The following is a 21,182-nucleotide window of genomic DNA, read 5'->3' as shown; positions in this document are numbered from 1 at the left end:
AGTCAGCGCAGCGTTTCCAGGTATTTCTCATGGAAGCTGACATAGCCGGGCTCGACCACCTTCAGATGCCGCTCGATCAGCGCATGAAACCGCGGTAATTGGTGAAACGGAACGCCGGGATAGGCATGATGCTCGGCATGGAACGGCATGTTCCAGGCGAGCTTGCGCACCCCCCAGCTGGTCAGCGTCGTCCTGGTGTTTTCCAGCATGTTGGCCACCAGCGGGCAACGACCGTGCTCGGCCAGCAGATAGAGGCGCAGGAATGGCTGTCCGAGCAGAGCGGGAATGATCCAGACATAGAAAAGCACGGTGAGCCGGAAATAGACGGCGAGCAGAATGAGGACAGCGTAGAAGGCAATCATGGCGCGCGCCTCGGCCCGCACCTTGCGTCGGCCTTTCAGCGGTACATAGCTCTCCTGACTACCGCCAATCGCATTGGCGTAGAGTGTCTTGAGATGGCCCCACCACACCGGAAGCCCAGAGACGTGGACAATGTATTGCCGCAGGGTTTCGGGCTTCGGGGAGGCAAGCTCGGGGTCGTTTTCGGGATCCTGCGTGTACCGGTGGTGAGCGAAATGGAAGTAGCGGAACCAGTCGGCCGGCAGCGCGATGGCCAGGCTGCACAGCCGCGCCACGCCGTCGTTCAGCCACTGTGTTTCGAAAGCCGTGCGGTGCGCCGTCTCATGCAGCAGCGTGAACAGGAACACGATCAGGATGCCTTGCGGCAGCATCAGCAACGGCCAGAATGGGACCTCGGCCGCGATCAGTGATCCAATGAAGATAATCGCACCCAAGTGAGTGCAGAGCTGGAACAGGCCCGCAACATCGGACTTGGCCGTCAGGCGATTGCGCTCTTCCGGTGTCAATGAGGCGATAATGTCGCGATGGTCCATCGGCTTCGATCCATGCTGAAGAATGATGAAGCCATTCTAGTCGACGAAAAAGCTTTCCAGAAACGACGATTTCTGCGATTTAGATAAGCTTACCTTACCTATCTAGCGATCATGGCCACATCCCCATCCCTGAAAGGACTTCAGGCTTTCGAGGCCGCGGCGCGCACGGGCAGCTTTACCGCGGCGGCGGAAGAGCTTTCGGTTTCGGCCGCCGCCGTCAGCCAGCTTATCCGCACCGTGGAGGTGCAGATGGAACGCAAGCTGTTTCACCGGATCAACCGCCGCGTTGTCCTCACCGAGGCCGGCGTGGAAATGCTGCCTCGGCTGACCGTGGCCTTCCAGGAGATCGGCAGCGTCTCGCGCGAACTGGGCGCCGATGCATTCCGCCCGCGCCTGGTGGTGTCGGTGCCGCCATCCATGGCCATGGGCTGGCTCTCGCAGCGCCTCGCCGGCTTTGTCGCAAGCCACGGCGCCGCCGACATATCGCTCCGGGGCGATGACGACCCGGTGTCGTTCGACCGCGAGTTGATCGACATCAGGCTTTCCTATGGTCCGCATTATCGCGAGCACCCGACCGAGGAGATCGCCAGGGACGCCGTCTATCCCGTCTGCGCGCCAGGGCTTGCCGGCATCACCAAGGCGGGCGGCGAGCCGCTCGCCGGGCTGCCGCTCATCCACACCGACTGGGGGCCGACAGGCGCATCGTTTCCGTCCTGGCCCAACTGGTTCGAGGCCGCGGGTGCTCACCCTGGCCGAGCGGCACGGCGCGGCCTTTCGGCCAATTCGTCGCGCGCGGCCCTCGACCTCGCCATTTCGGGGTTGGGCGTGGCGCTGGCGCAAGGGATTTATTGTGCCGAAGCCGTGGAGGACGGCAGGCTGGTCCGGCCGGCCGGCGGCGCGATTGCATTGCGCCAGCCCTATTGCCTGACGGTTCCAGAGCGAAGCGCAAGCCGCGATGTCGTGGCCGCGTTCCGCGATTGGCTGGTCAACCGATGCCAACGCGCGGTTGGCTCGCCGGCGCTGCGCTGACCGGGAGGGAGATGGTCAGAGGTGTCCGCTCAAGGCCGCCACCATGTCCTTGCTGGTCGCCACGGGCACGATCTCGAACTCGACCAGATCAGCCCATTCGATGACCCAGCGCTGCAGCGACGTGACATCATCGGTCTCCACCAGCAGGAAACAGCGGCTCATATCAGCCGCGATCCAGCTGTGATGCACGACAAGCTCCTCCGGCTTCAGGCGGCCGCGGTCGCGCGGAACCGGCGGTAGATTTCCTTGCGGTCGCAGCCGGTGAAATCCTCGATGACGATGAACTGCATATTTCCCCTCGGATGATTACCGCCCCGGCCGGTCGAGCCGCTCCAGGAACCACTGCGTCAGCCGCACCCAGACCTCGTCCTTCTCGCCGGAATCTTCCCAGCCGTGATCGAGGTTTGGATTGTCGTTGACCTCGATGACGAAGACGCCGTCCTTGGTCTCCTTGAGGTCGACGCCGTAGAGGCCGTCGCCGATGCAGCGCGCCGCCTTGACGGCGGTCTCGACGACATGGGCCGGCGTCTCCTTCAGCGTGAAGGTCTTGATGCCGCCTTGGTCGGGCTTGCCATTGGCCTTGTGGTTGACGATCTGCCAATGTTTCTTGGCCATCAGATAGTGCACGGCAAACAGCGGCTGGCCACCGAGCACGCCGACACGCCAGTCATATTCGGTCGGGATGAACTTCTGCGCGATGAGAAGGTCGGAATCCTCCAGCCACTCGGTCGCGAGCCGCGTCAGTTCCTCCAGGGTCTCGCATTTCTTGACGCCGCGCGAGAAGGACGAATCCGGAATCTTCAACACGAGTGGAAAACCCAGCGTCTGTGCGGCCAGTTCGAGGTCAGAGGTGCCGGCGATCATCACCGTCGGCGGCACCGGCACCTTGTTGTAGGCCATCAGTTCGTTGAGATAGACCTTGTTGGTGCAGCGGATCATGGACAGCGGGTCGTCGATGACCGGCATGCCTTCCTGCTGGGCGCGGCGAGCGAAGCGGTAAGTGTGGTTGGAGATCGAGGTGGTCTCGCGGATGAACAGTGCATCGTAATTCGCGAGCTTGGCCAGATCTTTTCTGGTGATCGGCTCGATTTCGACCCCCATCTTTTCGGCGATCTTGGCCCAGTAGCGCAGCGAAGAGATTTCCGAAGGCGGCAATTCCTCATGCGGATCGACCAGCGTGGCGAAGGTGTAGCGCGCCGGCGTGCGGCCCTTGGTGTCGCGCCACTCGCGGTTGGTGTAGGTCTCCAGGCACTGGATGAAGCTTTTTTCCTCGTCCTCCGTCATCCGAGCCAGGGGGTGGAAGCCGATCTTGCGGATCGAAGCCCATTCGGCGCTGTCCTTGATATGGACTTCGAGCGCCGGCGCCCGGAACCAGTCGAACAACAGCTTGGCGAAACGGTCCCAGACCTTGGACGGGCCGATGCCGAAGAAGATGCAGACCTTCGCCGGAAATACACCGCCGAGATCCTTGCGGCATTTGTTGAGCGCCAGTTCCAGTTCCGGCAAGGCGTGCTCGTAGAGCTTGCGCTCCGATAGGTCGATCATCGTCTCCACAGTCGGGATGACCTTGTGGCCGCGCGAACTCGCCAGCAGCGAGGCATAGTAGCCGCGGCTCTGATAGCCGTAGTTGTTCGACAGGTTGATGACCTTAGGCCGCTGACCGCGAAACAGCGAGGGATGCGCGAGATAGTCGCGATTGGTGATGATCTTGTGCGGCGTCGCCACCTGGTCGAGATCGCTCTGCCTGCCGGTAAGAATGACCCAGGTCATTATCTCTTTCCCAAAGTGATGGCGGCACGCAGTCCGTCGCGGCCGAACTGCGCCATGTTCATGAAGATGCCGTAAGGCACGGGAATGTTGGCGGCATCAAGGATGGTTTCCTGCCTTTCATCCTCGACCCACGGATCGTGGATCAGAATATGATCGCCATCATCGCCGATGGCCAGCACCCAGTGCGGCACCTTCTTGCCGAACATCAGGAAGCCGCTGATCAGCACCAGCACCAGTTTGCCCCCGGCGAGAGCCGCCCTGATATCGTCGATGGTGAATGGACGGTAATTCACCGGGATGCCGTAAAGTTCCGCGCGGCGGCGAAAGTCGACCTGTGCCAGTTCCATGACCCGGCGCTTGTCCTCGCTACGCACCGACTGCAGGAACAATGCGCCGTAGAAGGAAACGTAAATCTCCGCCGCAAGCCCGCTTTCGTAGCCCGAGACAGCCAGGCCGAATGGTTCGCAGCCGCCCGGTCCTGACATCATGAAGACGGTCGTCGCCTCGCGCCAGAGTCGGATTTCCATCACCGGGTCGGGCACGAAGCCACGATCGAAATTGGCCATGGCCATCATCAGGCAGCATGGACCGCAGGTGAACTCGCAGGTCTGCTGATAGAATGGCACCCTGGTGGCGACCGGAAGGTCGCCGCGCAGGGTTTTTTCATAGCGCAGTGCCGTCGCGCCGTCCTCGTAGTAACCGGGCTCGCGGCCAATCTTGCGGTAGCCGGCCTGTTCATAGATGCTGATGGCACGGCCATTGTCCTCGCGCACTTCGAGACGCAGCATCATGCGGTCGTGTTCGAAGGCTGCCTCTTCGGCCGCGGCCAGCAATTGCCGGCCTATGCCGAGCCCGCCGAAAAACGGTCCGACGGCGATCGAATAGAGCCGTGCTACCCCACTGCCCTTGCGAAACAGCACGATCGCATAACCGCCGACGCGGCCATCGATTTCGGCGACCAGCGTCTCGGCGGTCTCGCGCTCGATGAACAGGCGGAAGGAGCGGCGGGAAATGCGGTCGCTCGAGAATACAGCTTTCTCGATGGCGGCGAGGTCATCGACGTCAGACGCGCGGGCCGTGCGGATCTCGGCAGGCATGCGGCTTGAGAAAACCTCGATTGCGTTGCGGCAACGTCCCCGGTCGAAAAGCGTCGCAAACACCGGCCGAAGCGCCGGTATTCATCAAGCGCTATCGCTCCTTGATTAGGGCCGAATTGTGACACTTTCCGCGACGGCAGGGAAGCTGACAAGCTTTGAACGGAATCGCTGTTTTCATGCCAGCCGACCGCGCAAGATCGCAGCCGGCTCAGCTGGAGAGACCGGCCAGAAGCTGGCCATACGCGCTCTTGGCCACGGCCGCCAACTGCTCGCGCGGCAGCGAACCAACGACGGCACAGCCATAGCCTTTATCCAGCCAGTAGACGGCCTGCGGACCGTCCTGCGCCGAAGCATAGGTGCCCTTGGCATTCTCGGTCGATTCCGCCGTCACGAAGAGGGATATGCGCTCGCCCTTGTCGTCTTCGTAGAGCAGCATCGCGGCCTTGCTTTCCCCCGCCGGCAGCAACCGGCCGCCAACCAGTTGGAAGCCGTTCGCGCTCAGGTCCGGTGCCACCAGTTTCAGGCCGACCCGACTGGACAGCCAGGTCTGCAGATGATCCTTGTCGCTGGCCGACACTTCCACCGCGTGCCGCTTCTCGGCGGCATAGATGACATGGGCGGCGATCGCTTGTTCGGCGAGCTGATCCTCCGCCGGATCCTCCTGCCCGATCCCTCCGATACCCGCAAAGTAGCCGCCAAATCCGCCCGTGGCGAGAAGCACGGCCGCGGCGGCGGCAAGCCACCAGCGTGAGCGTGGCACTGCTGCCTTAACAGGCGCTTCACCGAGCACCACCTTGCGCAAGCGCACTGGCACCACCTCGTCCAGCACGCCGGCGAAGGCCGAGCGCAACGCCTCCCGGTCGGCGGTGAAGCGGGCGCTCCTGGCCTTCATCTCGGGATTGGCGTCGAGCCAGGCATCGTAGGCGGCGCGCTCATCGGCCGGCAGTTCGCCGTCGAGCGCCATATGGATGTCCCGTTCGGAAAAATCGCGGCGGATCATTTCTCGACGATCCTTATGGCGCGGCGGCGCGCTGTGTCGTCCAGCAGCCCACGCAATTCCTCACGCCCCCGCGCGATGCGCGACATCAGCGTGCCGGCGGGAACACCCAGAATGTTGGCAGCCTCGGCATAGGAAAAGCCTTCTATGGCAACCATGACGATGGCCGCGCGGCGATCGGGGCTGATCGCCTGCAACGCGTCGATGATCTCGCGCGAAGCGATGCCCTCCAACTGTTCGGGCGGCTGGGCAACCGCCTCGCCCGCCTCCAGCGGCAGCATCGCCGCTTCGCCGCGGCGGTTCACCTTGCGCATCTGGTCGATGAACAAATGATGCATGATCGTAAACAGCCACCTCCTGGGGCTTTCTCCCGTCTGCCAGTTGTCGAGCCGCAACAGCGCACGCTCGAGGCAGTCCTGAACGAGGTCGTCGGCAGCATCACGGCCGCGCAGAAGCGAGCGTGCGTAGCGGCGCAGGCGCGGTATTTCACCAAGGATTGCTGCCTTTTTTTCGTCCATGACCGCTGGTTCTGAGGTCGCCCTTGTTGATCCGATAGAACGCGCCTTCCCGGCACGGCGCAAGCAGCCAGCGCGAAGCGGTCCACCGCTCCGGTCACCCAAGCAATGAGATAACGCCGGCGGATGCCGGTTTATTCCCGCGCAGCGTTGAATTCCGGCTATTATTGTTCGCCGGCCGGCAATTTCTCCTTTGCCGCCCGCGTCAGCAGCCGCTGGTAGAACAGGCCGATGCCGATCAGAACGGCACCGAGCCCGATAAAGGACAGCGCCCTGAGCACACCTTCCAGTTCCGACATGTCGAACAGGAAGACCTTCAGGACGGCCACCGCGATCAGCGCGGCGGAGGCGATGCGCAGTACCTGCGATTTCAGCCAGACGCCAGCCGTGAGCAGCGCCACGCCGATAACCAGCCAGAGCGCCGAATAGGTATAGGTCTCCAACTGCCCAAGGCCGCTCCACATGCCGATGAACTCGCCCTTGAACAGGCGCCTGACCGAGAGCGTGGCATAGGCGAAGGCAAGCAGCGCCGCCATCAGCGCCAGCATGGCCGAATACCATTTCGGCCGCTTGCCCCTGCTATAGAGCGCTAGAGCACCGGCGGCGACGGCCGGCAGGAGATAGGCGAGGAACAAGAGGTTGAAGACCGGTATCCGGCCGGTCGATTCGTCCGTGAACAACGGATTGAGCACCAGGAAATGCTGGATGACGATGAAGGCGGCCGAAAGCACGCCCACCGCCATCGAACCATAGCGCAGCACCGAGCTTGGCGATCGCCTGTCGATGGCGATCAGGATGGCGCCGGCACCGATAGCGATCAGCGTGTAGATCGCCTGTTCGGCGAGCGTCGGCGCATCGCTGTTGATGACGCCGCCATGCATTGCGTGACGCACCAGCATGGCGAGCGTCAGCAGCGCAAACAGTGCCGCCGCCGCTTCCATGGCCAGGCGTGGACGGCCATCGGTGGTGCGGGCGAGTTGCCAGGCCGCGAAGCCGAAGGCGAGCGCCGGCACGCCGTAGCCCGGCAGCAACCAGTTGAAGACCGGCGTCGTCGCCAGGAATTCGGATCCGACGATCGTCGGATCGAAGGCGGCGCGGCCAAGCACCGCGATGACAGCGGCGACCGAAATCCAGCCGAGCACAGGATAGGAGCGCCAGCGCGTGGCGAGCGCCGGCACGATCGCGGCGGCACCAAGCAGGATGGTGGTCCAACCGGAATCAAAGGCCATATGCAGCATCAGGAGGCCGGCGACTGCCGCGCCGCCCAAAACAAACGACACTGCGGCTCCCCCCTTGAGCGGCGGTTCCTCAGCCCGCGCGATCCACTCGCCGCCGGCGGCGAAGACCAGGACCAGCAGGGCCGCGACGGCGGCATAGACAAAGTCGCGGTCGAGATTGCCGAAGGTGAACCAGAGCGCCAGCAGGACGACCAGCGGCACGATGACACCCCATGCAGCCCAAGAGGCTGCTCGGATCCGCGCCGTGGCGGCGAAGCGGCGCGCGGCCCACAAACCAGCGGCGACGAAAACAAGACCGAGACCAATACCGATACGCAAGCTCAGCGCGTCAGCGGTGGCCAAGGGCACCCCATCAACACCCAAAGCGCCGCCCGAAAAGTCGGAAGCGATAGACGTTGGCGGGATGATGCCGAGATAGATCAGCACCGTCACCAGTCCCGCGCCATAAAGCAGTGGCAGCGCCAGTGGGCGGTAGAGCGCGACCGCTATCATCACGACAAGCAGCACCGCGCCCGGCAAAGCATCACCGGCAGCGGCGAAGACCGGGTCAACCGAGAGGCCAAGCGCCGAGAAGGCGACGAACAGTCCAGGCACGATGGATGGCCAGTCGAAAGTCCCTGCTAGCCCGGTGTCGCCGCCACGGCTGCTCAGCCAGACAAGGGCAAGCACAGCCAGCGTTACAGCGTCGATGAGCAGTATGGCGGAGAAGTTCGCGCCCGGTGCGTCGGTCATGTAGAGGATGGTCCAGACGCCGGTACCGAAAAAAGCGGCCGCCATCAGCGTCTTCCAGTCGCGCATGCGGGCGATCACGCCAGTGGCGGCGAGCACGATGGCGAGATAGCCGAACAACGCCCACGGATTGGGCGCCTGCGAAGCGATCAGCACCGGCGTCACCATGGCGCCGACGAGACCGATGCCGGCCAGCGCCTGGCCATGGACGAGAGCGGCGGCAATGGTCGCAACGCCGATCGCACCGAGCAGCGTGAAGGCAAGCGCCGGGCCGATAAAGCCGTAAATGCCATGGGCGGCATAGACGGTGCCGAACAGGATGAAGGCGCCGGCCGCGGTCAGGATCGCCGGAATATAGGCGCCGGCAATACCTTGCACCGGTACCTTGAAGCCGGTGCGGCGAATGAACTCGCCGCCGGCGATCAGCACCAACCCGAGCACCGCCGCCATGGTGAGCCGCACGCCGGGTCCGAAAATGCCGGCCTCGATGGTGTAGCGGATCAGGAACAAGCCGCCCAGAGCCAGCGCAATGCCGCCGACCCAGACCGCCCAACGCGTGCCGAGCGCGGTTTCAACGTCGGACTGGCGAGCGGCTTTGGCGACCGCGGCCGGCGCGACCTCTGGCGTTTTCGGTGTGATCTCGGGGGCGCTCCAAGGGCCGGGCCCTCCGGCCGGGATTTCCGCCTCCGTGGCCTGTAGCGCGGGAGCCGGCTCGCCGGTTGCTGCCGGGGCGATGTCGGCAGGCCTGGCCACCGGAGCCGTGTCGGCCCTGCCCTGCGCCGCCTCCAGTTCCGACGGCTTGACCGTGGGCGATACCGCGCCCGAAAGCACGAGGCTGCGCAGTGCGCCAAGTTCGCGCTCGATCAGACCGATGCGGCCCTGCTGACGCGAAATGATGACGAACAAGGCAATGATGGCGACGAGGCCGATCAGGCTCTCAAACATGGCGGTTCCCCCAAACCAGGCCAGTTTTCACTGACGCTTCATCTCACTGACATTGAAATACGGCGGCTAAACGGCTGAAAATTCAACGTGCCGCCAGATTGGCGGCTGGAAATATCGAACATGTCTCGGTACCGAAAGCCAGCAGCTTGCCGCCGGCATCCTTCAGCGTCGCTTCCGAAACGGCAAGCGTGCGGCCCTTGTGAACCACCTTGCCTTCGCAGACAACCTCACCGGTCCTGGGCGTGATCGGCCGCGTCAGGTTCACCTTGAACTCCGCAGTCGTGTAAGCCTCGCCCTTGTCGAGCAGGGTCTGCACCGCGCACGCCAACGCCGAATCGAGGAGCGTCGCCGCCCAGCCGCCGTGAACGGCTCCCAGCGGGTTGAGGTGGCGTTCGTTCGGCACGCCCCGGAACACGGCGCGACCTTCCGATACTTCGGTCAACGCGAAGCTGAGCTGGAAGGAGATCGGTGGTGCCGGGTATTTGCCGTCGACGATTCGCTGCAGCAATTCCAGGCCGGTGTATTTCAGGATGTCGGCATGAGGAATGGTGCCGAGGCCGAGCGGCGAGACCCGGCCCGGATAGAGTTCGACTTCGCTCATCGGCTGATTTCTCCGGCCGCGCTCTCTCCGGCGATGGGCTTCTGCGTTGCGTGGTGCTTGCGCAGTGCGGCCAGAAAGCCGGCGCGTGCATCGGGCTGATCGATGCCGCGCGGCTCGTAGACGTGACGGGTGAAGAAGAAGCCGGTCAGGCGGAAGGCGTCCGCGATCGCCGCATGATTGGCGCGCTGGCCGGAGCCGCGCTGCAGGAAGGCGGGCAGCACCAGCATCTTGTCGTGCCACGGAGCGCCGGCCCCGCGCGACACCGCGCGTCCGGATTTAGGCGAGACATAGGCCAGATCCTGCCTCGTGCCGGTGGCGGCGCATTGGCTGAGATCGAGGCCAAAGCCGAGTTCATCAAGGATCAGAAGCTCGAAGCGCGCCACCAATTCGCCGGCGGCATCTGCGTCGTCGAGATGAACGATCATCACCGAAAGCGCCTCGTAGAGGCCGCCATGGGCATCGCGCTCGGGCAGCAGGCGCAGATGCGCCGCCATCGTCTGAAGGCCGTAGACGGCAATGGCACTGTCCATCAGCCGGGCGGCGTTCATCTCGATGGCTTCGGCCTGGAAAGTGCCCAGGTGCTCGTCGAGGCGCGCGCGCCACAAGAGATCGACACGATTGCCTGGCTGGAGAACGGGCTGCTGCTTGCGCGAGCGGCCACCGCGCACGAGGCCGAGATGGCGGCCATGGGCGCGCGTCATCACCTCGAGAATGGCGCTGGTTTCGCCATGCCTGCGGGTGCCGAGAATGATTCCCTCGTCGCGCCATTCCATATCAGGAGCTTTTCACCGATCGGGTGGCGAAATCAAGGTATGGTCTGGCGCCTGTGCCGGCTCTCGCAACGAGGCATAAAAAAGCCGCCCGCAGCGATGTGCTGCGGGCGGTTGGTGAGGTCAGTCGATCCGTTAGAAGTTGCGCTGGAAGCGGACGATGCCGCCGACGCTGTCCTTCTTGTCGGCCTTGGACCAGTTGCCGTAGATGGATGGATTGCCGAAATTGCCGTAGTGATCCCAGTCGACTTCGGTCGTGACCGTGAAGCCCGGGACGATGGTGTATGCGACGTTCGCGGCGAGAGCATAGTTCTTGTCGTCGTCAGCCGAAGCCTGGACGTTGAACGAGGTCTTCTCGTTGAACTTGTAGGTACCGCCGCCCCAGACGGCCCAGTTGCCGCCCCACGGCTTGTACTGGCTGCGGCCATGTACGTCGATGGCATTGTGTGCGTCGTCTGTGAGGTTGTCGTCGGTGCCGTAGCCGCCCATGATGAACAGCGACAGTTCCTTGCTGACGTTGACATCCAGGCGAACCTTGCCGGCCACTTCCTCGTAGTTGCTGTCATAGGCGACAACACCGGTGATCGCGCCCCAGTCGCCCTTGTACTTCAAGCCGCCGACGACATGCGGAACATAGCTGTCGATGGTGTTGACGCCCGTGCCTTCTTCGAGCGAGACCACGCCCGTGAAGCCGCTGCCAGCGTCGAAATAGTACTGGACGACATTGGTGTCCTTGACGCCGTACGGGATGATCGTGTCCTGGATGACGTTGCCCGCGTAACCGATGAACTGGTCGTATGCAGTTTCATCCTTACCGACGCGCAGGCCACCGAGCTGTATCCAGGCGAAGTTGAGGCTGGTGGTTTTGTTGCCGGCCTGCCAGGAGGTCGAGGAGCTTCCATCATAGTCGCCCGAGGAGTTGCCGAACTGGAAGCGGGTCTCGGTGAAGGTCTTCAACGTGCCGAGTTCGGTTTCCTGGCCGGTATACGTCCTCAGCGTGAAGCGCATGTTCTTGTAGTAGGTGTCGTGGTTTCCGCCGTCCATGTGATCGCCAACGTTGTTGACGCCATCCAGCGTGCCGGAATCGCCGACGCCGATGTCATAGCGGAGATAGCCGCCGATGCGCAGGCAGGTCTCGGTGCCCGGGATGTAGAAGTAGCCGGCGCCGTAGACGTCGCAGATCTTGACGTATTCGGCTGGTTCCGGTTCGGCGACGACAACCGCGTCCGCGGCGCGCGCGCCGGACACCGCGATCAAAGCCGCGGCTGAGCCGAGAAGGAGGCTCTTGATGTTCATTTTCTGACCTCTCCAGTCAAGTTTGAAAAAATGGCTTCTGAATTGTGGCTGGCGGATATGTTTTCCCGCCTCACCCCCACAATGAAAAAGGCCCGCACCGCGTCCCCTTTTCGCGGCGAACATACCCACCAATCGTCCACCTTCAATGACAATTCCATAAATGCGCTGGATTCTCGCTACAGATTAAATACGTGTTGCACAAATAACACTAATGAGATCTGGCTTGAATTTAAAATGGCACAAATGGAACATCGTCATATTTTTGTAACAAATAAGTGTATCCTTCTGCATAGACCAGTTTAGTCTATGGATTGCGGTCTTTTAAAACTCTAAATCTAAAATAACTCGAGAAATTTGTGATTTCTGTCCTCGTATCGCTGTCGGCGCGAAAACAACACCGGCAGCGGCTCCAGATCACGGCGCGGAAGCCGGCCTCAGCGCGCGTCGCCGCTTCGTTGGCGGCTTGCCAAGAATCTGAGTTGGTCTCGCGCCAATCGCGGGCCGCATGGTGGAGCCCGCGCTTCGCCTTAGTCTGCTTCCCAGCACCCCGGGCGGTTCGCGGTTCGCGTAAACCGCGACGTGCTCTACAGCACGTCGCGGCGAATCGGATTCGCCGACCTGCTGTAAGCTTCTGATTTTATGCATGTCGTTGTCCCGGAACCGAGGACACTTCCGGGCGACATGCATTAGCCTCACGCCCAATGCTTGTGGTCGGCCACCGCGCGATGGCGCGCCAGGATTTTTCGGCCTTAGCGGGGGAACTCCAGCCCCATCTCGCGGTAGCGCTCGGGATCATCGCCCCAGTTCTCGCGCACTTTCACGAACAGGAACAGGTGCACCTTCTGTTCCAGTATGCCTGATATTTCCATCCGCGCGGCCTGCCCGATGGCGCGGATGGTCTCGCCCTTGTGGCCGAGCACGATCTTTTTCTGGCTGTCGCGCTCGACAAAGATGGTCTGGTCGATGCGCACCGAGCCATCCTTTTTCTCTTCCCATTTCTCGGTTTCGATGTGCGAGGAATAGGGCAATTCCTGATGCAGCCTGAGATAGAGTTTTTCGCGGGTGATCTCGGCCGCCAGTTGGCGCATCGGCAGGTCCGAAATCTGGTCTTCCGCATAGTACCAGGGGCCGGCCGGCAGCGCCTGCGCCAGATAGTCGAGGAGGTCCTTGCAGCCGGAACCGGTCAGCGCGGAGACCATGAAGGTGCGCTGGAACGGCACTTTCTCGTTCGCTGCCGCAGACAGGGCCAGCAGCGCCTCGTGCTTGACCCGATCGACCTTGTTGAGAATCAGCACCATCGGTTGGCGCACGTCCTTCAGCCGTTCGAGGATGGCGTCAGCATCGCCCCTGATGCCGCGCTCGGCGTCGATCAGCAGCAGCACGATGTCGGCGTCCTTGGCGCCTCCCCAGGCGGTGGTCACCATCGCGGTGTCGAGCCGCCGCTTGGGCTTGAAGATGCCCGGTGTGTCGACAAAGACGATCTGCGCGTTGTCGTGCGTGGCGATGCCGCGCACGATGGCGCGTGTCGTCTGCACCTTATGGGTGACGATCGAGACCTTGGCGCCGACCAGCTGGTTGACCAGTGTCGACTTGCCCGCGTTAGGCGCGCCGATCAGCGCAACGAAGCCGGAGTGCGTGACGGGAGCGGCTGCAGTGTCTTCTGCGGTCATGCCGCGCTCCCTTTATTGGCCCACACGCCTTCGCGCACGAGAAATGCCGAAGCCGCCGCTTCTTCAGCCGCCCTGCGGGAGCCGCCGGTACCGACGGAAGGTGCAAAGCCGCTAACCTGCAAAGAAATAGTGAAGACCGGCTGATGGTCGGGCCCTTCGCGTTTTTCGATCACATATTCGGGTCGCGCGTCACTCGTCTTGGCAATCCATTCCTGCAAATCGGATTTCGGATTAAGTGGCTTCGTCACAACCGTGCTCGAACGTGGCTCCCAATAACGCAGAACGAACCGCCGCGCGGCGTCGATACCGCCATCGATATAAACTGCCGCGATTAGCGCTTCGACGGCATCAGCCAGATAATTTCCGCCAGAGCCGCGCGATCGCGTCTTCAAGGCGGCGTCGGCCCGGACCAGATTCTCCAGCTGCATCTCGATGCCGACTTCCGAGCATGTCTTTGCATCGACCAGCGCATTGAAACGGGGCGCGATTTCACCTTCCGGCGCATCGGGGAATTTCTCGAAAAGCATATCGGCGACGACAAGACCAAGCACGCGGTCGCCAAGGAATTCAAGACGCTGATTGTTGCTTGCCGCCTTGACCGCGCTGGAATGCGTCAAGGCGGTCTCAAGTAAGCGGATGTCCCTGAAAACATGGCCGGTCCTGGCCACCACCAAACCGGCCAGGGTCTCGCCTGTCGGGCGCTTCAAGGCCATCAGTTGACGAAGTGGAACAGGCGCGAAGCGCGCATCAGCGACGGCCATTTCCAGATTTCGAGCGGGCTCGCCTTGCCGGCGATCGAGAAGAACACAAGGTTGGCGCGGCCGACCAGGTTCTCGGCCGGAACATAACCGACGGTGAAACGGCTGTCGGCGGAATTGTCCCTGTTGTCGCCCATCATGAAATAGTGGCCGGGGGGCACGTCGAATTCGCGGGTGTTGTCGCCAATCGAGTTCGGCGACAGGTCGAGCGTGTCATAGCTGACACCATCGGGCAGCGTCTCGCGATAGACGTCGATCGGATAATCCTTTTCCGTGATGTCGGGATTGTCGATCTGGCCCGTCTTGACGCGCGGCACGCCAACGCCATTGATGAAGACTTGGCCATCCTTCATCTGGATCTTGTCGCCGGGCAGGCCGATGACGCGCTTGATGTAGTCGACGGACGGATCAGGCGGGAACTTGAACACCACCACGTCGCCACGCTTGGGCTCGGAGCCCCAGATGCGGCCCGAGAAAATGTCCGGTCCAAAAGGCAGCGAATAGCGTGAATAGCCGTAGGACCATTTGGTGACGAACAGATAGTCGCCTTCCAGAAGCGTCGGCCGCATCGAGCCCGACGGGATCGAGAACGGTTGGAACAGCAGCGTGCGAATGACCAGGGCGAGCAAAAGCGCCTGGACGATGACGCTGACGGTTTCGCCAAGCCCGCCGGATTTCTTCTGAGATTTTTCAGCCACGCTCATGTCGTCCTCGATTGTGCGTTGGATGGTATAGAGTCTCGGCGCGCGCTGGGCAACGTCCATGCCGGTCGTCAGATGCAATCAATGTGGCGCTTCTTCGACCGGTAACGCCTCTATGATCACAAAGGCTTGAGCGAGCGGGAAATCATCCGTGATGGTGAGGTGGATCGCCGCCCGATGACCTTGAGGCAGGATCTTTTCCAGCCGCGCCAGCGCCCCGCCGGTCAGCGCCATCGTCGGCGCACCGCTGGGCAGGTTGACGACACCCATGTCACGCCAGAAGACCCCTTGTGCCAGACCAGTGCCCAGTGCCTTGGCGCACGCCTCCTTGGCGGCAAAGCGCTTGGCGTAGGAAGCTGCGCGGGCGCGCCGGTTCTCCGAACGCGCCTGTTCCACCTCGGTGTAGATCCTCTGGATGAAGCGCTGGCCGTGACGCTCAAGCGATTTCTCGATGCGTGTGATGTCGATCAGGTCGCTGCCGATGCCGATGATCATTGGGCGGCGGAACCGACGCTTCCGCCGGGATGAGGCGAATGCTCACGGCGTCTCGCGCGCTCGGCCAGCCGCTTGCGCCGCTGTTCGCGGAAGACATTCATGCCCCAGCGCGTGATGCCGTAGAACACCAGGCCGAACACCAGCCCGAGCGGCACCGCGCCGATCAGCATCGGCTCCAGGACGGGATGCCATAGTTTGGCGAAGGACAGCGTGTGCAGCATCTCGCCCAGATGCGCCGGCGGACCGTGTGTCGGCAGGCGATCGTGCAGGATGAGCTTGCCGGTTTCCCAGGATGCGCCCCACAAGAGCGGAAAAGTCAGCGGATTGCCGAAGAATACGGCTCCCAGAGCGGCGGCCACCAGATTGCCGGCGATCACCCAACACAGAACGGCGGCAATGATGAAGTGGAAACCGACGGGGAAGAACGAAGCAAAGACACCCGCGGCGACGCCGGCCGCCACCGCATGCGGGGTGGCCTTCAGCCGCAGAATGCGCTTGGAGAAATATTGAAGCGAGCGCGAAAACGAACGGCGCGGCCACAGATAGGTACGCACCCGCTCGAAAAGGCCATCAGGCTTGCGGCGACGAAAAAGCACTCTCTTCCTATTCCCGACAGTTCACAGCTTACACGCCGGCTGTTTCCAGCCAGGCTTCGACCGCCACATCTTGCGCTTTACGGTCGCCAGAAGGCAATCGCGACTTTGATATAGCCATCCGCAAGCCCAACAACAACCGAAGGCCGTACGCTCAGCGGCCGCAGCGCCAGATTTTTGGTCAGATCCATCTTCTCCACATCGGACAATCGCGGCGAATTTGAGAAGTGGTTTCGGCTAATTGTCGCAGCCGGATGACCGATATGCGGCCAGGGGTTCCGGCCGGCTTCGACAAGGTCACCATCCGGGGCCGAGACGATATCCTTCCGGCGCGGTGCCTACTTCAGATATTCGCTGACCTCGACCAGATTGTCGTCGGGATCGCGGAAATAGACCGACATCATAGGTCCTCGCGCGCCGATGCGCTCAACCGGACCGACTTCGATGGCAACGCCGTCGGCCGCGAGGCCGGCCTGGATTTCGGCGAGAGGCACCGCCGACACGAGGCAGAAATCGCCAGAACCCGGCGTCGGCGTCCTCGCCTTTGGCTCGAAAGTGCGGCCGACTTCGTGCAGGTTGATCTTCTGCGAACCGAACAGAAGCGCTGTCGGCCGGTTCGGCTGATCCAGGCGCCGCATGCCAAGCACGCGCCGGTAGAAGTCGCAGGTCGCTTCAACCGAGCGGACCGTCAGCACGAAATGGTCGATGCCGGCGATCATTTCGACCTCCTCGTCAGATGTTGCGGCTGCCCGGCTTGATGGCCGGGATGGCGGCAAGCTCCGGCGGCAACCTGTCCGGCGGGTAGGCTGGAACTTCATATTCGGCAAGCGCGATCAACGGCACGCCGACATGGGTCTTGCCGGCCGAACGGTCGATGATGCAGGCGGCCGCGACCACCTCTGCGCCAACGTCGCGCAGGCAATCAATGGTTTCGCGGATCGACAGACCGGTGGTGACGATGTCCTCGACGATGACGACGCGGGCGCCTCGATCGATCTCGAAGCGGCGCAGGCGGAACTCGCCCCCTTCCCGCTCCACCCAGATCGCCGGCACGCCAAGGTGGCGCGAGGTTTCGTATGCCGGGATCAAGCCGCCGATCGCCGGCCCGACGACATAGTCGATCTTGCCTGGCACGGCGGCGCGGATCTTCTTGGCCAGCGCCTTGCACAGCCGCTCGGTCTTGTCGGCATGCATGAAGACGCGTGCCTTCTGCAGGAAAACTGGACTGCGCAGGCCCGACGTCAGGATAAAATGACCCTCGAGAACAGCGCCAGCCTCACGGAATATGTCCAGCACTTCGTCGGTATTCATCTCGTCCCCCATGGTCGGCTATCGCTAGCCGTTGACGCGCCGCGCATCGCTGACGCTCGAATTGTCCTTGAGCTGCGACAGCAGCCGGTTGAGATGCTTCAGGTCCCAGACTTCGAGATCGATCAGCATTTCGGTGAAATCGGGCGCGGTGCGCACCATCGACAGCGTATGGATGTTGGCGTCGTTGGAGGCAACGACCTGGGCGATATCGGCAAGCGAACCCGGCGCGTTGATGGCGGTGACCGAGACGCGCGCGGGGAACCGTTCCTTGGTGCGCTCGTCGATGTCCCAGCGCACGTCGATCCAGCGCTCCGGCTGATCGTCGAAGGCCTGCAGCGCCGGAGACTGGATCGGGTAGATGGTGATGCCGGTGCCCGGCTGGACGATGCCGACGATACGATCGCCAGGGACCGCGCCTTCCGGCGCGAAGCGCACCGGCAGGTCGCCGCGCACGCCGCGGATCGGCACGGCGCCGGCGCCTGGCTGGTCCTTGTCCTTGCGCGCGGCCCGGCCAGGTATCTGGAACAGCATGCCTGCGGCGTTGCGGATCTTCGACCAGCCCTCCTCGCGCTGCTTGGGCGCTGCCGGCGTGACGCGCTCGTCCTTGTAGTCGGGAAACACCGCCTTCATGACATCGGTTGAGGCCAGTTCGCCGCGCCCCACGGATGCCAGCACATCCTCGATGTCCTTGCGTGCCAGCCTGTGCAGCACGGGCTTCAGGCTTTCCCTGGTGAAGGTCTTGCCGGCTCGTTCGAAGGCACGCTCCAGGATACGCGCGCCAAGGCCAGAATACTGCTTGCGGATCGCATTCTTGGTGGCGCGGCGGATGGCTGCGCGCGCCTTGCCGGTGACGACGACCGATTCCCATGCGGCTGGTGGTACCTGCGCTTTGGAGCGGATGATCTCGACCTCGTCGCCATTCTTCAGTTCCGTCATCAGCGGCATGATGCGGCCATTGACCTTGGCGCCGACGCAGGTGTCGCCGACATCGGTGTGGACCGCATAGGCGAAATCGATCGGCGTGGCGCCGCGCGGCAAGGCAATCAGCATGCCTTTCGGCGTGAAGCAGAACACCTGGTCCTGGAACAGCTCCAGCTTGGTGTTCTCGAGAAAATCCTCGGGATTGTCGCCCTCGGCCAACTGCTCGATGGTACGGCGCAGCCAAGCGTAGGCGTTGGTCTCCTTCGAGATCGCATGGCCGGCGCCGTTCGTCTTGCCGCCGGTGTCCTTGTAGATCGAATGGGCGGCGACGCCGTATTCGGCGATCTTGTTCATCTCGCGGGTGCGGATCTGCAGTTCGACGCGCTGGCGCGAAGGCCCGACGATGGTGGTGTGGATCGAACGGTAGTCGTTCTGCTTCGGGGTCGAGATGTAATCCTTGAAACGGCCGGGCACCATCGACCAAGTGGTGTGGATGGCACCCAGCGCGCGATAGCAGTCCTCGACGCTGTCAACGACAACACGGAAGCCGAAAATGTCGGACAGTTGCTCGAAGGACAGCGCCTTGGCCTCCATCTTGCGGAACACCGACCATGGCTTCTTCTGCCGGCTCTTCACGCCGGCGTTGATGGCGTGCTTTTCAAACAGGGCCGACAGCGCCTTTTCAATGTCGGTCAGCACGCCCTTGTTGCGCTCGAATATCTCGGCGAGCCGCGCGGTGACGGCCCGGTAGGCTTCCGGATTGATGAAGCGGAAGGCGATCTCTTCCAGCTCCTCGCGCATGCCTTGCATGCCCATGCGCCCGGCCAGCGGCGCGTAGATATCCATCGTCTCCTCGGCGATGCGCAGGCGTTTGGCCTCGGGCATGTGATCGAGGGTGCGCATGTTGTGCAAACGGTCGGCGAGCTTGACCAGCAGCACGCGAACATCTTCCGAGATCGCCAGCAAAAGCTTGCGCAGGTTCTCCGCCTGCTCGGCCTTCTTGGAGACGAGGTCGAGCTTCTTGAGCTTGGTCAGGCCCTCGACCAGCTTGCCCATTTCGGGGCCGAACAGATCGTCGATCTCGGCCCGCGTCGCCGTCGTGTCCTCGATGGTGTCGTGCAGCAGGGCGACGGCGATGGTCGCCTCGTCCATGTGCATATCGGTGAGGATGGCGGCGACTTCGAGCGGATGCGAGAAATAGGGATCGCCGGAAGCGCGCTTCTGGTGGCCATGCTTCTGCATGGCGTAGACATAGGCCTTGTTGAGCAACGCCTCGTTGACGTCAGGCTTGTAGCGCTGGACGCGCTCGACAAGCTCATACTGACGCATCATGGGCTAAATCTCTCGGCGATGAAATGAATCATGCGCCGCACTGTTGTACGGCGCATGCCGGTACCAACTGTCGCAAATACCAGATTCACGCATTATGCCAAGTGCGGCCAAAGCTGCATCTGGTATTTGCGACAGTTGGTACTAGATAGCCACGAAACCGCCGGGACGGAAGTGCCGGAAGATTGTTCCAGCGACCGCCGGAACGGAGGGCTTAGTAGTCGTCGCTCTTTTCCGGGGGCACCAGGCCTTCGATGCCAGCCAGGAGATCTTCCTCGGTCATCCGGTCGAAGGTGACGTTCTCCTCGGCGTCGTCGGCTTCGGCGGCCGCAACAGCGCCGCCGGTCTGATCGGCGATCACTTCGCCATCGGCTTCGGGCTCGTCGACCTCGACATGCTTCTGCAGCGAATGGATCAGATCTTCCTTGAGATCATCGGGCGACAGCGTCTCGTCGGCGATCTCGCGCAGTGCGATGACGGGGTTCTTGTCGTTGTCGCGCGGGACGGTGATCTGCGCGCCCTGGCTGATCTGACGGGCGCGGTGGCCGGCCAGAAGCACCAGCTCGAAGCGGTTGTCGACCTTGTCGATGCAATCTTCAACGGTTACGCGGGCCATGGACTGCCCCTTTCATGCCTGGATTTAATGGAAAACAGGCGCGGTCCATAACCCGAACGGCGCCAAAATACAAGCATCATGGCAATGCGGGCCCACAGGGCACTCAATCTCAATATCGAACTCCCGATCTAGCAAAGCAGCCGGGTCCAGGGTTCGGCGCCACGATCACAATTGCTTGCAGTGCGCCACATGCCCTTGGATTGCCACCAAACTGGCGTTATCTCGATTGGTCCAAGGTCGGCCGGTTATTAGAGCCTGACCGATAGTCGCTACCGCATTTCGTTTAGACGGCCGTTTTTTCGAAAAGGATTATTTCCATGTTCGACCCTCGTGAAAAAATCGCCCTGTTCATCGACGGCGCCAATCTCTACGCCACATCGCGCGCGCTCGGGTTCGACATCGATTATCGCAAGCTCCTGGCGAGCTTTCACAAGCGCGGTTACCTGTTGCGCGCCTACTATTACACCGCGCTGGTCGAGGACCAGGAATACTCCTCGATCCGGCCACTGATCGACTGGCTCGACTATAACGGGTTCAAGGTGGTCACCAAGCCGGCCAAGGAATTCACCGACTCGACCGGCCGCCGCAAGATCAAGGGCAACATGGACATCGAGCTTACCGTCGATGCGCTGGAACTCGCCGATGTCGTCGACCACTATGTCATATTCTCCGGAGACGGTGATTTCCGAACGCTGGTCGAAGCGCTGCAACGGCGTGGCCGCAAGGTGTCGATCGTCTCGACCATGGCCTCGCAACCTCCGATGATCTCAGACGACCTGCGCCGGCAGGCCGACCATTTCATCGACCTGGCGACGCTGAAGAACGAGGTCGGCCGCGATCCCTCCGAACGACCGGCACGGCGGCCCGAACCGGCTGAAGTCGACGAGGACGACTACTGAGGCCGGTCG

General features: G+C 62.4%; 21 protein-coding genes. 2 read left to right on the top strand and 19 right to left on the bottom strand.

Translation table 11 applies throughout. The features are described 5' to 3' along the window. Window positions 1–2 precede the first annotated feature (2 nt). Window positions 3–893, bottom strand: a complete 891-nt coding sequence (locus tag FJ936_RS25070) for a fatty acid desaturase family protein (RefSeq protein ID WP_015318563.1) — start codon at window positions 891–893, stop codon at window positions 3–5. Window positions 894–1,004: 111 nt separating this feature from the next. On the opposite strand from FJ936_RS25070, the gene FJ936_RS25065 reads away from it, so the two are divergent. Next, entirely contained in the window at window positions 1,005–1,922 is a 918-nt protein-coding gene (locus FJ936_RS25065; protein WP_140791794.1) for a LysR substrate-binding domain-containing protein, read from the top strand. 15 nt (window positions 1,923–1,937) lie between these two features. On the opposite strand, the gene FJ936_RS30980 is transcribed toward FJ936_RS25065, so the two are convergent. The 18 genes from FJ936_RS30980 to rpoZ form a co-directional block, all read right to left on the bottom strand. Further along, window positions 1,938–2,111 (bottom strand): DUF3303 family protein, encoded by a 174-nt coding sequence (locus tag FJ936_RS30980; RefSeq protein WP_246671945.1) that lies wholly within the window; start codon window positions 2,109–2,111, stop codon window positions 1,938–1,940. A gap of 117 nt (window positions 2,112–2,228) precedes the next feature. After that, complete coding sequence (locus tag FJ936_RS25055; RefSeq protein ID WP_015318565.1) at window positions 2,229–3,692, bottom strand: RimK family alpha-L-glutamate ligase; 1,464 nt, start codon at window positions 3,690–3,692, stop codon at window positions 2,229–2,231. Beyond that, window positions 3,692–4,789, bottom strand: coding sequence for a peptidase C39 family protein (locus tag FJ936_RS25050; protein WP_140663080.1), 1,098 nt, complete (start codon window positions 4,787–4,789; stop codon window positions 3,692–3,694). Before FJ936_RS25050 ends, FJ936_RS25055 begins: the two co-directional genes overlap by 1 nt. 208 nt (window positions 4,790–4,997) lie before the next feature. Further along, on the bottom strand, window positions 4,998–5,789 hold the full coding sequence (locus FJ936_RS25045; RefSeq protein WP_141907124.1) for an anti-sigma factor: 792 nt from the start codon (window positions 5,787–5,789) through the stop codon (window positions 4,998–5,000). Next, entirely contained in the window at window positions 5,786–6,304 is a 519-nt protein-coding gene (locus tag FJ936_RS25040; RefSeq protein WP_140726435.1) for an RNA polymerase sigma factor, read from the bottom strand. Before FJ936_RS25040 ends, FJ936_RS25045 begins: the two co-directional genes overlap by 4 nt. 161 nt (window positions 6,305–6,465) lie before the next feature. Continuing rightward, window positions 6,466–9,213, bottom strand: a complete 2,748-nt coding sequence (locus tag FJ936_RS25035) for a DUF2339 domain-containing protein (protein ID WP_140791793.1) — start codon at window positions 9,211–9,213, stop codon at window positions 6,466–6,468. Between the two features lie 82 nt (window positions 9,214–9,295). Next, window positions 9,296–9,814, bottom strand: a complete 519-nt coding sequence (locus FJ936_RS25030) for a PaaI family thioesterase (RefSeq protein WP_140726441.1) — start codon at window positions 9,812–9,814, stop codon at window positions 9,296–9,298. After that, window positions 9,811–10,587, bottom strand: coding sequence for a DNA repair protein RecO (recO, locus tag FJ936_RS25025; protein WP_140726444.1), 777 nt, complete (start codon window positions 10,585–10,587; stop codon window positions 9,811–9,813). The genes FJ936_RS25030 and recO overlap by 4 nt, the downstream gene beginning before the upstream one ends. 132 nt (window positions 10,588–10,719) lie before the next feature. Continuing rightward, entirely contained in the window at window positions 10,720–11,880 is a 1,161-nt protein-coding gene (locus tag FJ936_RS25020) for a porin (protein WP_140618485.1), read from the bottom strand. Between the two features lie 749 nt (window positions 11,881–12,629). Continuing rightward, a complete protein-coding gene (gene era, locus FJ936_RS25015) occupies window positions 12,630–13,550 on the bottom strand; it encodes a GTPase Era (RefSeq protein WP_140791792.1) in 921 nt (306 codons plus the stop codon). Beyond that, window positions 13,547–14,263 carry a ribonuclease III gene (rnc, locus tag FJ936_RS25010; RefSeq protein WP_140791828.1) on the bottom strand — a complete coding sequence of 239 codons (717 nt, stop codon included), beginning with the start codon at window positions 14,261–14,263 and terminating at the stop codon, window positions 13,547–13,549. The genes era and rnc overlap by 4 nt, the downstream gene beginning before the upstream one ends. Then, window positions 14,263–15,012 (bottom strand): signal peptidase I, encoded by a 750-nt coding sequence (gene lepB / locus FJ936_RS25005; RefSeq protein WP_027144187.1) that lies wholly within the window; start codon window positions 15,010–15,012, stop codon window positions 14,263–14,265. The genes rnc and lepB overlap by 1 nt, the downstream gene beginning before the upstream one ends. Before the next feature lie 78 nt (window positions 15,013–15,090). Beyond that, entirely contained in the window at window positions 15,091–15,504 is a 414-nt protein-coding gene (gene acpS / locus FJ936_RS25000; protein WP_015318576.1) for a holo-ACP synthase, read from the bottom strand. After that, window positions 15,501–16,100 carry a DUF2062 domain-containing protein gene (locus tag FJ936_RS24995; RefSeq protein ID WP_015318577.1) on the bottom strand — a complete coding sequence of 200 codons (600 nt, stop codon included), beginning with the start codon at window positions 16,098–16,100 and terminating at the stop codon, window positions 15,501–15,503. The genes acpS and FJ936_RS24995 overlap by 4 nt, the downstream gene beginning before the upstream one ends. Before the next feature lie 335 nt (window positions 16,101–16,435). Further along, window positions 16,436–16,816 carry a VOC family protein gene (locus FJ936_RS24990; RefSeq protein WP_015318578.1) on the bottom strand — a complete coding sequence of 127 codons (381 nt, stop codon included), beginning with the start codon at window positions 16,814–16,816 and terminating at the stop codon, window positions 16,436–16,438. 13 nt (window positions 16,817–16,829) lie between these two features. Continuing rightward, window positions 16,830–17,408 carry an orotate phosphoribosyltransferase gene (pyrE, locus tag FJ936_RS24985; protein WP_023771628.1) on the bottom strand — a complete coding sequence of 193 codons (579 nt, stop codon included), beginning with the start codon at window positions 17,406–17,408 and terminating at the stop codon, window positions 16,830–16,832. Between the two features lie 24 nt (window positions 17,409–17,432). Then, the gene (locus FJ936_RS24980; protein ID WP_140791791.1) at window positions 17,433–19,661 is read right to left on the bottom strand and encodes a bifunctional (p)ppGpp synthetase/guanosine-3',5'-bis(diphosphate) 3'-pyrophosphohydrolase; all 2,229 of its coding nucleotides are present in this window, start codon (window positions 19,659–19,661) and stop codon (window positions 17,433–17,435) included. Window positions 19,662–19,872: 211 nt separating this feature from the next. Further along, complete coding sequence (gene rpoZ / locus FJ936_RS24975) at window positions 19,873–20,274, bottom strand: DNA-directed RNA polymerase subunit omega (RefSeq protein ID WP_015318581.1); 402 nt, start codon at window positions 20,272–20,274, stop codon at window positions 19,873–19,875. A gap of 317 nt (window positions 20,275–20,591) precedes the next feature. Here rpoZ and FJ936_RS24970 point away from each other — a divergent pair, with 317 nt between their 5' ends. Next, window positions 20,592–21,173, top strand: a complete 582-nt coding sequence (locus tag FJ936_RS24970) for an NYN domain-containing protein (RefSeq protein ID WP_015318582.1) — start codon at window positions 20,592–20,594, stop codon at window positions 21,171–21,173. Window positions 21,174–21,182: the final 9 nt, after the last annotated feature.

The sequence above is a fragment of the Mesorhizobium sp. B2-4-13 genome, assembly GCF_006658535.1.
In the GTDB taxonomy this organism is placed as follows: domain Bacteria; phylum Pseudomonadota; class Alphaproteobacteria; order Rhizobiales; family Rhizobiaceae; genus Mesorhizobium; species Mesorhizobium australicum.
Note: the sequence above shows the minus strand (reverse complement) of the source record. Positions and strands in the feature narration are given on the sequence as shown.